A 16,661-nucleotide genomic window follows, 5' to 3' on the forward strand; every position below is an offset into this window, starting at 1 on the left:
CGGCGGCGACAAGGCTGTAACGAAAACTACCTACTCCGTTAACAGCGCGCCCAGCGTCCGTTCGTGCACAGTTCCGGATCCAGCGTTGTGAGCAGCTGCGGGGACGGTGTCCAACGAGGGGGGTGACGACCGGCCTCAGTACACCTGCGTGGCCGACAGCCTCAGTGCACCGCGGTGGCCATCCGGCGGCCGTTGCTACCGGTCGTCGGGTGCACGATCAGCCCTGCCGTGCTGATGTCCGGCTCGCCGTGCAGGTAGCGGCCATAGCTCAACATCCCCTCGACCAGCTCGCCGACATCGGTCGACGGGCGGACCACCAGTCGGACGAACTGGCTGTTGATGCCGAGCTTGTTGCCACACTCGCGGATGAAGATGCCGTAGCGTGCCATCAGGTAGTCCCGCAGCGCCGTACCCGACCACCCGGTCGGCAGCTTCACCAGCAGGAAGTTCCCCTGCGATGGGAAGACGGTCAGACCAGGCACCTGACTGAGCTCGTCGGTCATCTCGTGGCGGTCGCGGGCCAGCAGCCGCAGGCTGTCCCGGTACTCGGTCTCGTGGTCGGCGATCATGAAGACGATCGCCTCGGCAAGCGAGTTCAGATTCCACTTCGGCAGTGCCCGGCCCAGCTTTCCGGCGATCGCCGGATTGGCCACCAGGTAGCCGAATCGGATTCCGTGCAGGCCGAAGTTCTTCCCGAGGCTCTTGAGTACCACCACGTTGGACCTGATCGCCGCCTCCGCGGCGACCGACGGATTACGCTCGGCGTCGACGAAATCGATGAACGACTCGTCCACCACCACCAGATCGAGGTCGGCAAGTGAGTCGATGAATCGAAGTACCTCCCGGCGGGACAGATACCCGCCGTCGGGGTTGTTCGGGTTGCAGATCACCGCGACCCGTGAACCTCGGGACCGGATGAAGCCGAGGTACGCGTCGATGTCGAGGGCGTAGCTCTCCTGTTCCTGCAGTGGAAACATGTCGACCCGTTTGCCGGTTTCCAGCGGCTGATCGGTCCACCGGCCGAAGGTGGGGATCGGAATCGCCACGCTCTCCCGGATCAGCAGGTGGTCCAGCCAGGTGATCAGCTCGGTCGAGCCGTTGGACATGGCCATCGTCTGCGGGTGGTAGCCGAGCACACTGGCCAGCTTCTTGGTGATCGTCGTGGCGTCGCTGGGGTAGTACTTGAGGATCGACTCCAGATTCTCAGCGAGCTGGGCGAACATCTGTGACGTCGGGAAGTACGGGTTGCAGGGGATACAGAAGTCGATGATCCGGGCGCCGTCGCCCATGCTGCGGTTCAACATCGCGTACGAGGCGCTGTGCGCCCCCTGCTGGAGTAGGCCGAGATCGATGCTGCCATGTCGCATGGGGTGCCTCCGGACGGTGAGGACGGACAGGGGTCACGGTCCGGTACGCAAGACACGGGTGAATCGTTCAGCTGAGTTCGTTCAATCACGGTGCGCGTCGGCCCGCCGGACGTCGATGTTTGCCGTGGCAACGACCGGGTAGCGCGGGTATCAAGGCAGGCCCAGCCATCCCGGGCCCAGCTGTCCCGACGAGATCGGCCCGACGAGATCGAGCCAGCGCGAAGGAGCGACCGATGGACGACCGGACCAAGCTCTCGGTGATCTACTACAGCGCCACCGGAACGACGTACGCGATGGCGCAGGCGGCCGTGGAGGCGGCCGAGAAGGCCGGAGCGGAGGTGCGGCTGCGCAAGGTACGCGAGTTGGCGCCGGAGGAGGCGATCCGCTCCAACTCCGGTTGGCACGCGCACCGGCTGGAGACCCAGGACGTGATGGAGGTCGAGCTCGACGATCTGAGCTGGTCCGACGCCGTCATCTTCGGCACCCCCACCCGGTACGGGGTGATGGCCGCGCAGCTCAAACAGTTCATCGACTCCAGTGGCCCGCTGTGGGCCAGGGGGGTGCTGGCCGACAAGGTGTTCTCCGCCTTCTGCTCCACCGCGACCGCGCACGGGGGCCAGGAGTCGACGCTGACGTCGCTGTTCAACGTCGTCTACCACTGGGGCGGCATCGTGGTCACCCCCGGCTACGTCGAACCGAGCCAGTTCGTCGGGGGTAACCCGTACGGGGCCTCGCACACCAGCAACAACGGGGAGATCCCGCCGGACGAGGCGGCGCTGACCGCCACCGCCCTGACCGCCCGACGCGCGGTCGAGATCGCCACCGCGCTCAAGCGGGGCCTGGCCGTCGCGTGAGCCGGCGGTCGCCGGCGGGGGCTCTCGGACCCGCTCGGCAACCGCCGGTGCCATCCCTGCTACCCCGGTTCACGCCGGTCATTCCGGCCGGCTGCCGGCTCATTCCGGCCGGCTGCCGGCCCCCGGACCGCGCTTGTCGTGCCGGAACCGGTGGTCCTCGCGACCAGGCCGGTCACCAGGTCGCGCAGGATCACCAGGCCGTCCGGGCTCAGCACCGACTCGGGGTGGAACTGCACCCCGGCGAGGCCGGGTCCGCGCAGCGCGTGCACGTCCCGGTCGGTGGCGTCGCGGCACAGCCGCACCAGCCCGTAGGGCGTGGCCAGCGTGTCCGTGTCGGCCCGGGCGGTGAAGCTGGAGTAGAAGCCGACCCGCCGGCGAGTGCCGAAGAAGTCGATGTCGCGCTGCAGCCCCTGGTAGGGCCGCGCCCGGCGGACCACGTCCAGTCCCAGCCGCCGGGCCAGGATCTGGTGGCCGAGGCACACCCCGAGCAGCGGTCGTCGTCCGGCCAGCGCCCGCTCGACCACGGCACGTAGGGCCACCATCCGTGGCGCGTCCGGATCCGTCGGGTCGCCCGGGCCGGGTCCGGCCACCACCAGATCGGTGCCGGTGAGGTCGGTGACCGCCCGCCAGCCGAGCACCTGTACCCGCAGGCCGAGCGCGCGTAGCAGGTGGGCGAGCATGCCGGTGAAGCTGTCCTCGCCGTCCACCACCAGCGCGTCCCGGCCGGCCAGTCGGGGATCGGCGAGTTCCCCGGGAGCTCGCTGGTCGATCCAGAACCGGGCAAGCCGGTCGTTGCGGGCGGCCAGCGCCCTGGCGATCGCGGGGTGCTCGGGCCGGGTCAGGCTCCCGGCGATGCCGGTGTCGGAAGCCGCGACGTCCGCGCCGTCCGCGCCGCCCGCGCCGTCCGCGCCGTCCGCGCCGTCCGCGCCGCCCGCGACGTCCGAGGCGGCTGGACCGGCACCGGAGCGCAGACCCAGCGCGGCCAGCACGGCGGCGGCCTTGGCGTGGGTCTCGGCCACCTCACCGGCCGGCGTCGAGTGCCGTACCAGGGTCGCACCGACCGGCACCCGGATCTGCCCGTCGAAGCCGATCTCGGCGGCCCGGATCAGGATCGGCGCGTCGAGCGTCTGACGCCCGTGCCGGTCGTGACCGAGCAACGCGAGTACCCCGGCGTAGTAGCGTCGGCCGCCGGGACCGTAACGGGCGATCACCCGGCAGGCGTTCTCGATCGGGCTGCCGGTCACGGTCGGGGCGAACATCGTCTGCCGCAGCACGTCACGCACGTCGTGGCAGCTGCGGCCGGCGAGCAGATACTCGGTATGGCTGAGCCGGGACATCCGCTTCAGGTACGGACCGATGACCTGACCACCGTGCTCGGCCACTGTCGCCATCATCTTGAGTTCCTCGTCGAGCACCATGTAGAGCTCGTCGACCTCTTTGGGGTCGGCGAGGAACGACAGCACGTCGGCCAACCCGGCAGGGCCGTCCGGGTGACGCAACGTACCGCTGATCGGGTTCATCATCGCCAGTCCGTCGCCGACGCTGACATGCCGTTCCGGGGTGGCGCCGACCAGGACCCGGGACCCGGTGTAGATCAGGAAGGTCCAGTAGGCGCCGCGTTCCCGCACCAGCAGCCGCCGCAGCGCCGACAGGCCGGCGGCCAGGGCCGGTGTCGGGCCAGGCCGGGCGCCGCCGTCCAGGCGAGCGTCCCGCTGCCCGAGCCGGGCGCGGTACGTGCGGTGCAGGACGAAGTTGGCGCCGGCGCCGTGGCCGATCTCCTCGTCCAGCACCCGCTGGACCAACTCGGCGTACTCGTCGTCGGTCAGGTCGAAGCCGCCGCCATGGCTGACGACCGGCGTGTCGGGCAGCGCCGACGCCACCTCGGGCAGCGGCAGCCGGTGGTACCCGTCGACCTGCAGGCACTCCAGCGGTACGCCGTCGTCGACATGGGCGAAACCACGTTCGCGGATCTGCCGGTAGGGAACGACCGCCAGGGTGGCCGGCCGATCCGGTGGGCCGGCCGGCAGCGGGATGTCGGACAGCCGGTCGACCCGCAGCGGGCGGCCGGTCAGCAGCTCGACCACGTCCGCCGGAGCGCGGTGCAGCAGCGCGAACGGACCTGGGTCGGTGCCGGCACGGACACCGGCCAGCAGTTGGGACAGGTGGGACATGCGGGTTCCTCGGGGCCGGGGGCGGCCCGGCGAGGATGCCGGCCGTACGCGAACGGGGTGGGCCGCCTCGACGGGCGGCCGGATGGATTTCGCGCTAGACGCGGGGCGTGGCCGCCTGATCGGCGGGCCACCAGCAACCGGTGTACGCGAGCATGCCGACAGCGTACCGGGCGGCCCGGCCGGCTGGGTACCGTGTTCTTCGATGAGCATCCTCGCCCTGGACCTCGGCACGTCGTCAGTGCGTGGCCTGGTCCTCGACAACGCGGCCGTGCCCCAGCCCGGTGCCCTGGCCAGGCGCAAGGTGGCGCTGGCCGTCGACCGGGACGGGTCCGCCACCCTCGACCCGGCGGACTACCTGGCGGCACTCATCGACTGTATCGACGACCTGGCCGCGGCCGGGCGCCTCGACGGGGTGGAGCTGGTCGCCACCGCCGCCCAGTGGCATTCGGTCCTGCCGCTGGACGCCGCGGGCGCCCCGATCGGACCGTTGATGACCTGGCTGGACACCCGGCCGACCGCCGCGGCGGATGCCGAGCCGCCGGCCGACGAGACCGACTTCCACCAGCGGACCGGGACATGGTGGCACCGCTTCTACTGGACGGTACGGCTGCCGTGGCTGCGTCGGCACTGCGGCGGGCGCCCGGCGCGGTTCGTCGGCCTGCCGGAGTACGTCCTGACCGGTCTGCTCGGTGCCGCCCCGATGTCGGTGTCGCAGGCCTCCGGTACGGGCATGCTCGACCTGGTCACCCTGCAGTGGGACGCGCAAGCCTGCCACCTCGCCGCGGTGCGCCCCGGTGAACTGCCGCAACTGGCTGCGCCGGATTGGCGGGGCCGGCTGCGCGGCGAGTTCGCCCGGCGCTGGCCGGCACTGGCCACCGTGCCCTGGACCGCGCCGATCGGCGACGGCGCGGCCTCCAACATCGGCTCCGGCTGCGTGGATCCCACCCGGGCGGCGGTCACCGTCGGCACGTCCGCCGCGGTACGCCTGGTCCAGCCCGCCCCGGCCGGCGTGCCGCTGCCTCCGCTGCCCGACATGCTGTGGCGCTACCGGGTGGACCACGGCCGGATCGTCACCGGGCGGGCCTATTCGGCCGGTGGCAACCTCTACAGCTGGGCGCGGCGGGAGCTACGACTGCCGCACGGCGCCGACCTGGAACGGGCACTGGACCTGATCGACCCGGGTGAGGGGGTCCCGGCAGACCCGCGCTTCGGCGGTGACCGCCCGCCCGGGCGGGCCCCGGCCGGTGCCGGGGAGCTGCGCGGGCTCGGGTTCGGCACCACCGCGGTGGACATCTTCGCCGGCCTGATGGAGGGTGTGTGCCGGCAGGTGGCCAGCGACCTCGACCAGCTGGAGTCGACCGTGGACAAGCCGGTCGCGGAGGTCGTCCTCGGTGGCGGGGCGCTGGCCGCGTCACGCTGGTGGCGGCGGGCCTTCGCCGCCGTGCTCGCACCGCGCCAGGTGCGCTACGTACCGGGTCCCGAGGTCGGCGCCACCGGGGCCGCGCTGGTCGCCCTCGGACGCCTCGACGGACCAGGACCAGATACCGATATCGGCCAGACGGATGATAGTGAATCGGTAGGAAAGCTACCGGGCGGTCAGCCGCTGTATCCTTCGTGAGCCTTCCCGCAGGTCGGCGCGTTGACAGCGGGCCGGGGCCTGGTTGGATGGACTCCGCTCCTCGACATGGCCGGCGTCGGGGGAACTGCGAGGAGGCGTGGTGGTTGCTCCGGGTGGCCCGTACGACGGCACGGTGCCGAACCAACGTCGCCGGATACTCGACGGCGATTCGGTAGCACCGCACCGGCGCCGGCTGCGGGTCCGACCGCGTGACTGGCGAATGGGCGCCAAGCTTGCCGCCGTGCTGGTCATCCCGTCGATCGCGTTCCTCGTGGTCGCGTCCGTGCAGACCGGATCGCTGGTCGGCCAGGCTACCGTGCTCAACGAGTTCGCTCGCCAGGTAGCCGTCGGCGAGCAGATCACGGCGCTGATCCACGAGTTGCAGCAGGAGCGCGACCGGACAGCCGGAGAGCTTGCCGCCCGCCAGCGCGGCGCCGGGTTCGACGCGGCGGCCAGCGCCGAACTGCTGCAGGCGCACTACGCCGCCGTCGACCGGCGCATCGACGACTTCGAGGCCGCCGCCGACCCGCTGGCCAGCGGCGACGCCGCCTGGCGGGTGGCGTACGCGCAGGTTCTCGAGGCCCTCGACCAGTTGCCGCCGTTGCGCGCCTCGGTGGCCGGCGGAGTGGTCGGTGCCGACACGGTGTTCGGCAACTACACCAGGGCGATCGACGCGTTGCTGGCGCTGCTCGCCGAGCCGTCACCTGGAGTCGAGCGCGCCGACTTGACCGAGGCGGTGCTGCGCTACGTGCAGTTGGCCCGGGTCAAGGAGATCGGCTCACGGATCCGGGCCCGGCTGTACGCCGCCGCGCAGGCCGGTCGCTACGGCCCGGAGGACCAGGTCGAACTCACCGACCTGCGGGCCCAGCAGTTGACCGCGCTCGCCGACTTCCGGGTCACCGCGACGAGCAATCAGATCGCCCGCTACGGACAGGCCGCCACCGATCCTCGCTTCGCCGCCGCGGTGCAGCTGGAGGAGACGACGATCGCCAGCGGCAGCGGCGATCCCGCCGTGCTGGAGCCGGACACCTGGTGGGCGGCCAGCCAGGACCGGCACCAGTTGTTGCGCCAGGTCGAGTCGAGCGTGCTCAGCAACGCGATCAGCCTCGCCGACACACGCAGCAGTCAGCAGCTGCAGCGCACCCTGCTGGTCGCCGGCGCGGTGCTCGCGGTGCTGTTCATCGCGCTGCTGACCTCGGTGGCGATCGGTCGGTCCATCGCCCGGTCGCTGCGTATCCTACGGGGTCAGGCGCTGCAGGTCGCCCAGCTCGACCTGCCGGACACGCTGCAGCGGCTGCGCTCGGTCGAGGCGGGGGTGCCGCAGATCGACGTACCACCGGCGGCGGTACGCACCCGCGACGAGGTCGGCGAGGTGGCCGAGGCGTTCGTCGCGGTGCACCGTAGCGCGGTGACCGTCGCGGTCGAGCAGGCGGTGATGCGGCGCAACGTCAACGCCATGTTCGTCAACCTGGCCCGCCGTAGCCAGGTGCTGGTCGAGCGGCAACTCGAACTCCTCGACGAACTGGAACGCGACGAGGGCGACCCGGACCAGTTGGAGAACCTGTTCAAGCTGGACCATCTCGCGGCCCGGATGCGCCGTAACGACGAGAGCCTGCTGGTGCTGGCCGGCACCGAGGCGAGCCGGCGGTGGAGCCGGCCGGTGGCGCTGTCGGCGGTGACGCTGGCCGCGGCCGCGGAGATCGAACAGTATCCGCGGATCCGGCACGACGTCGAAGACAACCTGTACATCGTCGGGCACGCCGTGGGTGACCTGGTCCACCTGCTCGCCGAGCTGCTGGAAAACGCCACCGCCTTCTCCCCGCCGTACACCAACGTGCACGTCACCGGGCACGAGTACACCGCGCAAGCGGTGCTCATCGAGATCACCGACGAGGGCATCGGCATGTCCGCCGAAGCGATCGAGCAGGCCAACCAGACGTTGGCCGAGCCGCCGGCGGCCGACGTGGCCGCCTCCGAGCGGATGGGCCTGTTCGTGGTCAGCCACCTGGCCGCACGTCTCGGCGTACGGGTGCGGTTGCGCGCCGCCGAGCGTGGCCTGGCCGCCGACGTGTGGCTGCCCGGTGCGGTGCTCGCGCCGGCGCCGGAGCAGGACGACACCTACCAGGTGCCGGCGGCCCGCCGACCCACCGACTACCCGACCCGGGAGATCCGGGCGGTCGGTGCCGCCACCAGGGCCAGCGCCGGCGAGCCTGTCGCCGGCCGGCCACCGGCCCCGGCCGGTGGGTTCGCCCCCGCGTTCGCCCCACCCGCACCCCGCGAGCCGGCTCCGGCGCTGCGTCCGGCCGCCGCGCAGGCCCCCGTGGTGCCGCGGGCCCGGCAGTTGCCGGCGCTGCCGGCCGGGCCCGCGTCGCCCGCCGGTCCCGCCTCGCTGCCACCCGGTCCCGCCTCGCTGCCACCCGGTCCCGCCTCACCGGCCGCCACCGCGGGCGGCGGCGAGCGTGCTGCCCCGCAACGACGCGGCGCCCGACGCGTCGTGCCCGCCCGCGCCGAGGACATCCTGGCTTCTGCCGGTGGTGCCGCCGCCAGCACCGGCAGCGTCTGGTGGGAACGGCAGCGCGGCCCGGTCGCTCCGCTACCACCGACTCCGACCCCGCCGGTCGTCCCGGTCACCGCGGGTACGAGCAGCAAGGGACTGCCGGTCCGGATCCCGATGGCCTCGTTGCCGGTCGCGGACGAATCCGCCGCCCCGCCTGTCGTGACGCCCCGCGACGAGCCGGATCCGGACGCGGTCGGCAGCATGCTTTCGCGCTTCTACGGAGGCGTCCGGCGGGCCGAAGCAGAGGAGACCACCGAAATGACCCTGGCGCCGGCCGGCCGCCGTGTTGAGGAGGAACAGCAGTGAAGACACTCAGCCAAGAGGCACGTGACCTCAGCTGGTTGGTGAGCGCGTTCGCCGAACGCGTGCCCGGGGTCGCCCATGCCATCGTGGTCTCGTCCGACGGCCTGCTCGTCGCGGTGTCGGACCATCTGCCCCGCGACCATGCCGACAAGCTGTCTGCGGTCACGTCGGGGTTGATGAGCATCACCACCGGTGCCGCACAGATGTTCGACAACGACGTGGTGAAGCAGACGGTCGTCGAGATGGGCCGGGGCTATTTCCTGATCATGAACATCCGCGACGGATCCATCCTCGCCACGCTGGCGGCCAGTGACGCCGACATCGGCGTCGTCGGCTACGAGATGGCCCGGCTCGCCAAGCAGGCGGGAGAGATGCTGACCCCGGCGCTACGCGCGGAACTCCAGCAGGCGCTGCCCCGTTGACCCGACAGCCGGTGCCGTCGCGCTGAACCCGCTCCGTGGTACTCAGTCCGCCGCCTGCGCGGTCAGCGTGGCGAGCATCAGGTCGAGCTGGACCGACTCGTCGGCTCCGACCGTGCCTTCCCGCCGGTGCCCGGCGAGGCGGCGGCGCAGATCGTCGACGCGTTCGCGGAGCTGACCGGCTGTCGTGCCCTCCGCCACCGACATGCGCAGGCTGTCGGTCGCGTCGCGTAGGTCGGCGGCGGCGTCCGTGCGGATCCGTCCGGTGCTCGCCCCGTCGGCGACGAGCAGATCGAACTGGTCGAGGACCGCGGTAGCCGTGGCGAGCAGATCACTCGGTGCGACTGCGGCATCCGGCGGCGGCCGGGGCGCGGTACCGGCCCCGGCCGGTGGTGATGTTCGCGCGGCCGACCGGTCGCTGGCCGACTGGTCGCCGACCGGCGGTGGCGGGACGAGAAAGGCGGCGGCCGCCACGGTGACCGCCAGTACCGCCGCTGCGGCGGCTCCCGCCAGTCCCACCAGGAGGAGAGAGGGCCGGGCGGGGAGCAGGCCGTCGCCGGGTAGCGCCGGTGCCGTGGGCCTGGCCGCCGCGTCGCCACCGGGCGCCTCGGCGACCGGCACGACACGTGGTGCCGGCGGCCGCTCGACGAGGGTGCGGTTGCCGGCCGGGGGGTCGACGGTACGCCTGCCGTGCAGCGGAAGTTCCACCGTCACGGCGAGGACGGCGTGCAGGGCGGCAGCGACCTCGGCGGCTCCGGGCCGGGCCGTCGGGTCCCAGCTCAGACACCCCAGGCAGAGTTCGGCGATCGAGTCCGGCAGGTCGGCTGCGATCGGTGCGGGCAACGCGTCGGGCCGGGCCAGCAGCGCCTCGGCCTCGCGCCAGGTGCGCGCCGGCCGTGGTGGTGTGCCGGTCAGCATCTCGTAGCAGATGGCGCCGAGGGCGTAGACATCGGCGGCGGGATGCGCCGGCAGGTGCCGAAGCCGTTCCGGTGCGGCGTAGGCGGGAGTGCCGAGCAGCCATCCGGCCTCAGGTTCCGGCTGACTGTCCACCGTCACGGCGATACCGAAGTCCAGGATCTTGGCGCCGGTGCTGGTCAGCATGATGTTGCCCGGTTTGACGTCCCGGTGCACCACGCCGATGCGGTGCGCCGCCGCCAGGCCGCTGGCGATCTGTGCGGTCAGCCACACCGCAGCCTGCCAGGGCAGCGGTCCGGCGCTCAGCCGTGCCGCGAGGTTCTCGCCCTCGACCAGTTCCAGGACGAGGTACGGCACCACCTGCGCGCCGGCGAGGCGAGCTTCGCCGTAGTCGTACACCTGGGTCACGTGCGGATGGGTGATCCGGGCCGCCGCCCGGGCTTCCTGCCGGCACGCCGCCCGCAGTGCCGGCGCGATAGGCGGTGCCAGCGCCTTGACGGCCACCGGTCGGCCCAGCAGTTCGTCGTCGGCCCGCCAGACCTCCGACATACCGCCCCGGCCGATCGGATCGAGCAGCACGTATCGCTGATCGAGGCACAGGCCGGGACCGAACACCATGGCCACAGTCTGTCCCGGCCGATCGGCCGGTGCGGGCCGATCGCCGTGACCGGTTGCCGGGTTCCACCCTAGGGCGGACATCGCGGCCTGCCGGCCGTCGGCTCAGATCGCGTGCTCGGCGATCACCCTGCGGTACCAGTGGGCGCTGCGCTTGAGGACCCGCCGCTGGGTGGGGTAGTCGACGTAGATCAGCCCCCAGCGCTGCTCGTAGCCTTCGGCCCACTCGAAGTTGTCCATCAACGACCACACGTGGTAGCTCTCCACCGGGACGCCCGCGCTCAGCGCCCGGTGTACGGCCGCGAGGTGGTCGCGCAGGAACCTGATCCGTCCGGGATCGTCCACCGAGCCGTCCTCGGCGAGCCGGTCGGGTGTCGGCAGGCCGTTTTCGGTGATCGTGATCGGTACTTCGCCGTAGTCGCGGTACACCCGGGTGAGCACGTCGAACATGCCGTCCGGGTAGAGCTGCTGCCACGATGCCTCGGACGTCGGCCACCGCTGCTGTTTGTCGCCGGTGGCGGTGAGGTAGAACGGCGTGTAGTACTGCACCGCCAGCAGGTCGATCGGGGTGGAGATGATCGCGAGGTCGCCGTCGCGGATACCGTCCGCCAGCCGGCTGCCCGGCCCCAGGTCGGCGAGGACGTCGGGCGGGTAGCTGGCGAAGAAGATGGGATCCAGGTAGAGGCGGTTTTCGTACCCGTCGTACAGCCGGGCCGCCGCCGCAGCGGCCGGGGACTCGTCGGCGGGGTAGCAGGGGTGCAGGTTGAGGGCCGGACCGATGCGGCAGGCGGCGGTGGTCGAGCGCAGCGCCTGTACCGCCAGTCCGTGTGCCAGCTGCAGGTGGTGGGCCACGAGGTAGGCGGCCTGCCGGTCGGGTGTGCCCGGCGCGTGGTGTCCGCTGAGATAGGCGTTCTGCACCACGGTCTTCGGCTCGTTGATGGTCAGCCAGGTGGGCACCTCGTTGCCGAGCGCGTCGAAGAGGATCTGGGCGTACTCGGCGAACCGGTACGCCACATCACGTGACTCCCAGCCGCCGACGTCCTGCAGCGCCTGTGGCAGATCCCAGTGGAACAGGGTCGCCATCGGCGCTATGCCCCGGTCGGCCAGCCCGGCGACGAGCCGGCGGTAGAAGTCCAGACCGCGTTGGTTGGGCGTGCCGGTGCCATCGGGCTGGATACGTGGCCAGGAGATCGAGAAGCGGTAGCTGTGCAGTCCGAGATCACGCATCAGGTCCAGGTCACCGGCGTACCGGTGGTAGTGGTCGGCGGCGACGTCGCCGGTGTCCCCGCCGCGGGTCCGGCCCGGCGTGTGGCTGAAGGTGTCCCAGACCGACTCGCCCCGACCGTCCTCTTTGGCGGCCCCCTCGATCTGGTACGCCGACGTCGCCGCGCCCCACCGGAAGGTGTTCGGGAAGTGCAGTCCGAGTGGCCGTTCCGGGCCGACCCGCGTTGCCGCGTCGGAGCCCAGCAGGTCGCTGAGTGCTGGCGGGTCGCTGACGCCCGGCGGGTCGCTGGGTCGTGACGGATCGCTGGGTCCTGGCGGGTCAGCGGTGACTGCTGGGGCCGGCTCCGCTGACCTACCGCCGCCGGCTGATGGGGTGGTGGGATGGGCGGTGCGTCGGGCAGCGGATCGTTCGGCCCGGCGGTGCAGATGCCGGCGGGACAGTACGGCCATCGGGGCTCTCCTCGACGTGGTGGTTGCGTCGATGTCTGGTTGGCGAGAGCAGCCGGGCGGCGGTCCAGGACGTCGTCGCGATCCGCGATTCTCGCCGGCGCGGGACGGTGCCGGGCGACCGGTGTTGCGAGCCGGTGATCGACCGGATGGGTGAGCGGGTTGTCGGGTCGACCGATTCCCCGTGTCGACGGGGAAACTAGTGTGGGGACGGGGAGGGCAACCCCCGTCCCCACCATCAGTTGCTCACACGCACGAGCGGTTGGCGTCCAGGTCGTGCGTGACGCGCGGGAGCCGGGCCACGCGAGTGGCTCTGGATCCACCTCCTCTCCCGGTGGTGTCTGCAGTCGTCGGCGGTGTCCGGGCTGGCCCGCCGGCGGCTGTACGACCGGTGGTGGTGCCCCGCCGTAGCGGTCGCGCCACCCCAAGTTCGGTGTACTGTCGCGTGTTGCTACTTCCATCGATGGAAGCGCTCCCATCGACGTTGGTTCTGGACTGTAGTACCCGTCACGGGTTTGTGAAAGACCTAAAACGAGATCGAAACATCTTGGTGTCGGAAGACCCGGGTTCAGCAGGGTCAACGTCGCTCCCGAACTGCTGCTCAATCTCGTGGCCGCAGACCTGTCGACGATCGGTGCCCGGTTGAGACTTGCTGCGGGAGCGCTCCCATGTAACACTGTCGACCATCGCGGGTGGGAGCCACCAGACCGCGCGACGCAGGTAGCCGAGGGCACCCGACCCTTCCGAGTCGGTCCGGCGCCACGCAATGAACCGGAGCTGCCCATCGGGCCCTCCGCCGTAAGCCGATCCCGGTCCGGGACGGGTTCACCACCATCCGGCGCCTTGCGTCCGACGCGCTGCTCCACGACATCGCCCACCACGCTGAAGGCGCCAAGCCGAGGCGGCATAGCTGTCCCCTCGGCCTGGTCCGCGAGGAGAACCCCGCAGATGAGATTGACCGCAACGAGACGGCGGCTGGCGTTGCTCGCCGCTGGCGCGCTGGCAATCGGAGGTGTCGCCGTCGCCCCCGGCGTCGCCAACGCAGCCACCGCCTGCAACGTCGTCTATGCGACCAACGACTGGAACAACGGCTTCACCGCCAACGTGACGATCGAGAACCTCGGTGACCCCCTCACCGGGTGGACCTTGCGCTTCACCTTCCCCGGCAGCCAACAGGTCACCCAGGGCTGGTCGGCGAACTGGACCCAGTCCGGCAACGTCGTGACCGCGACCAACGCCGCCTGGAACGGCAATCTCGCCACCGGCCAGTCCACCAACATCGGCTTCAACGGATCGCACACCGGATCCAACCCCCGGCCGACCTCGTTCTCCATCAACGGCGTGACCTGCAACGGCGCCCCACAGAACCAGCCGCCCACGGTAAGTCTGACCGTCCCGGCCGGACCGTTCACCGCGCCGGCCGACGTGCCGCTGACGGCCACCGCCAGCGACCCCGACGGCACCGTCGCCCGGGTCGAGTTCTACCGCAACGGCCTGCTGGTCAACACCGACACCACCAGCCCGTACCAGTACGTCATGGAGGACCTGCCGGCGGGCAGCTACACCGTGCAGGCCCGGGCGTACGACAACGCCGGCGCCAGCGCCACCGCCGAACGGGCGTTCACCGTCAACCCGGCCAGTTCCGGGCCCTCCCTGGTGGCCACCCCGTCGTCGGTCAGCGTCAACGAGGGCGGCAGCGCCAGCTTCAACCTGCGGTTGAGCTCCGCGCCCAGCGGCAACGTGCCGGTCAGCCTGGCGATCTCCGGCGACAGCAGCATCACCCGCTCGCCGTCGTCGGTGACCCTCACGTCGAGCAACTGGAACACCGGCGCGACGGTCAACGTCGCCGCCGCCGAGGACAGCGACACGACCAGCGGCACCGCCACCATCACGGCGACCGCCTCCGGTATCGCGCCGCTGGCCATTGTGGTCACCGAGATCGACAACGACACGCCCGGTGGCGGTGACAACGAGTACGTCGAGCGTTTCCTGGAGCAGTACGGCAAGATCAAGAACTCGGGCTACTTCAGCCCCGAGGGCGTGCCGTACCACTCGATCGAGACGCTGATCGTCGAGGCACCGGACCACGGCCACGAGACCACCTCCGAGGCGTTCAGCTTCTGGCTGTGGCTGGAGGCCAACTACGGCCGGGTGACCGAGGACTGGGCACCGTTCAACAACGCCTGGACCGTGATGGAGCAGTACATCATCCCGGGCACCGCGGACCAGCCCACCGCCGGCGTGAACGGCACCCCGCAGTACGCCGCCGAGTACCTGCGCCCCGACCAGTACCCGTCGGCACTCGACCAGAACGTGCCGGTCGGCACCGACCCGCTGCGCAGCGAGCTGCAGTCGGCGTACGGCACCGGTGAGATCTACGGCATGCACTGGCTGCTCGACGTGGACAACACCTACGGGTACGGCTTCTGCGGCGACGGCACTACCCGTCCGGCGTACATCAACACCTTCCAGCGCGGTCCGCAGGAGTCGGTCTGGGAGACCGTGCCGCAGCCGTCCTGCGACACCAAGGTGCACGGTGGCCCCAACGGCTACCTGGACCTGTTCATCTCCGAGAGCAACACGCCGGCGTCGCAGTGGAAGTACACCAACGCCCCCGACGCCGACGCTCGCGCCGTCCAGGCCGCCTACTGGGCGCTGACCTGGGCGAAGGAGCAGGGCAACGAGGGCGACATCGCGCAGACCGTGGCCAAGGCCGCGCGGATGGGTGACTACCTGCGGTACGCGATGTTCGACAAGTACTTCAAGCGGATCGGCAACTGCGTCGGGGCCAACAGCTGCCCGGCCGGCACCGGCAAGGACTCCGCGCACTACCTGATGTCCTGGTACTACGCCTGGGGTGGTGCCACCGACCCCTCGGCGGGATGGTCGTGGCGGATCGGTTCCAGCCACAACCACTTCGGCTACCAGAACCCGTTCGCGGCCTGGGCACTGACCAACGTGGCCGAGCTGCGTCCGCGTGGCTCCACCGCGGTGCAGGACTGGACGCAGAGCCTGAACCGGCAGATGGAGTTCTACCAGTGGCTGCAGTCGTCCGAAGGGGCGATCGCCGGTGGCGCGACGAACAGCTGGGACGGCTCCTACGCCCAGCCGCCGTCGGGCACCCCGACCTTCTACGGCATGTACTACACGGAGCACCCGGTGTACCACGACCCGGGCAGCAACGAGTGGTTCGGCATGCAGGTGTGGTCGCTGCAGCGGGTCGCGGAGCTGTACTACGTCGACGGTGACCAGCGGGCCAAGCAGATCCTGGACAAGTGGGTTCCGTGGGCCATCGCGCACACCGACATCGGCACCGGGGGCGACTTCTCGATCCCGTCGACGATGGAGTGGACCGGCGCACCGGACACCTGGAACGCGAGCAACCCCGGTGCCAACAACAACCTGCACGTCGAGGTCACCGGCTACGGCCAGGACGTCGGTGTCGCGTCGGCCTACGCCCGGACCCTGATGTGGTACGCGGCCGCCTCCGGTGACACCGCCGCCCGGGACACCGCCAAGGGCCTGCTGGACGCGCTGTACCTCAACGCGGACGCGCAGGGTGTCTCCACGGTGGAGTCGCGGGGCGACTACCGTCGCTTCGACGACGTCTACAACGCCTCCACCGGGCAGGGCCTCTACATCCCCAACGGGTGGAGCGGCACCATGCCCAACGGCGACGCGATCGAGCCGGGCGCCAGCTTCCTGGACATCCGCTCGTTCTACCTCGACGACCCGGACTGGCCGAAGGTCGAGGCGTACCTCAACGGCGGTCCGGAGCCAGAGTTCCGCTACCACCGGTTCTGGGCACAGGCCGACCTGGCGATGGCCTTCGCCGACTTCGGTCACCTGTTCCCGGACGAGTAGGACCGGTGTCCGGGCGGCCGGCCGGCCCCGTCCGCCCGGACACCCTCAGCTGACAAGCACCCGTCCCACCGAGCTCCGGCGCCACGTCGGGTGGCGCCGAAGCCCACAGACGGCCTGATTCCCACGGTCAGGCCAGCCCGTGGTGGGTCGGCCCGGATTGGCCAACGCAGCGATCCGGGCCGGCCCACCACACCCCTGTTTCTGCCTCTTCCCGACGGTCCCGAATCTGTCCGGCCGACCGCCGGCCGTCGCGGCTGCGGCTCGGGCCCTTCAAAATTCAAGATCGTCAGAGTCTACCTTGTCGGCC

The 16,661-nt window shown here is 71.0% G+C and carries 9 protein-coding genes; 5 read left to right on the forward strand and 4 right to left on the reverse strand.

The features are described 5' to 3' along the window. Positions 1–161: 161 nt before the first annotated feature. Positions 162–1,367: a pyridoxal phosphate-dependent aminotransferase gene (locus ACN27F_RS32230; RefSeq protein WP_421439234.1), complete on the reverse strand. Its 1,206-nt coding sequence runs from the start codon at positions 1,365–1,367 to the stop codon at positions 162–164. A 233-nt stretch (positions 1,368–1,600) separates the two neighbouring features. Between ACN27F_RS32230 and wrbA the strand changes: the two genes are divergently transcribed. Further along, positions 1,601–2,221 carry an NAD(P)H:quinone oxidoreductase gene (wrbA, locus tag ACN27F_RS32235; RefSeq protein WP_421439235.1) on the forward strand — a complete coding sequence of 207 codons (621 nt, stop codon included), beginning with the start codon at positions 1,601–1,603 and terminating at the stop codon, positions 2,219–2,221. Positions 2,222–2,280: 59 nt separating this feature from the next. Here the strand turns inward: wrbA and ACN27F_RS32240 are convergent, their stop codons facing one another. After that, positions 2,281–4,392, reverse strand: coding sequence for an anthranilate synthase family protein (locus ACN27F_RS32240; RefSeq protein WP_421439236.1), 2,112 nt, complete (start codon positions 4,390–4,392; stop codon positions 2,281–2,283). A 202-nt stretch (positions 4,393–4,594) separates the two neighbouring features. On the opposite strand from ACN27F_RS32240, the gene ACN27F_RS32245 reads away from it, so the two are divergent. The 3 genes from ACN27F_RS32245 to ACN27F_RS32255 all read left to right on the forward strand — a co-directional run bounded on the left by ACN27F_RS32245 (position 4,595) and on the right by ACN27F_RS32255 (position 9,292). After that, a complete protein-coding gene (locus ACN27F_RS32245) occupies positions 4,595–6,010 on the forward strand; it encodes an FGGY family carbohydrate kinase (RefSeq protein ID WP_421439237.1) in 1,416 nt (471 codons plus the stop codon). A 100-nt stretch (positions 6,011–6,110) separates the two neighbouring features. Continuing rightward, on the forward strand, positions 6,111–8,873 hold the full coding sequence (locus tag ACN27F_RS32250) for a nitrate- and nitrite sensing domain-containing protein (RefSeq protein ID WP_421439238.1): 2,763 nt from the start codon (positions 6,111–6,113) through the stop codon (positions 8,871–8,873). Continuing rightward, positions 8,870–9,292, forward strand: coding sequence for a roadblock/LC7 domain-containing protein (locus tag ACN27F_RS32255; protein ID WP_421439239.1), 423 nt, complete (start codon positions 8,870–8,872; stop codon positions 9,290–9,292). The genes ACN27F_RS32250 and ACN27F_RS32255 overlap by 4 nt, the downstream gene beginning before the upstream one ends. Before the next feature lie 42 nt (positions 9,293–9,334). Here the strand turns inward: ACN27F_RS32255 and ACN27F_RS32260 are convergent, their stop codons facing one another. Further along, positions 9,335–10,822, reverse strand: a complete 1,488-nt coding sequence (locus ACN27F_RS32260) for a protein kinase domain-containing protein (protein ID WP_421439240.1) — start codon at positions 10,820–10,822, stop codon at positions 9,335–9,337. 102 nt (positions 10,823–10,924) lie between these two features. Continuing rightward, a complete protein-coding gene (locus tag ACN27F_RS32265; protein WP_421439241.1) occupies positions 10,925–12,493 on the reverse strand; it encodes a GH1 family beta-glucosidase in 1,569 nt (522 codons plus the stop codon). Between the two features lie 945 nt (positions 12,494–13,438). Between ACN27F_RS32265 and ACN27F_RS32270 the strand changes: the two genes are divergently transcribed. After that, positions 13,439–16,354: a glycoside hydrolase family 48 protein gene (locus ACN27F_RS32270; RefSeq protein WP_421439242.1), complete on the forward strand. Its 2,916-nt coding sequence runs from the start codon at positions 13,439–13,441 to the stop codon at positions 16,352–16,354. Positions 16,355–16,661: the final 307 nt, after the last annotated feature.

Origin of the sequence: Solwaraspora sp. WMMB335 (genome assembly GCF_049179075.1) — a bacterium.
Lineage (GTDB): Bacteria > Actinomycetota > Actinomycetes > Mycobacteriales > Micromonosporaceae > Micromonospora_E.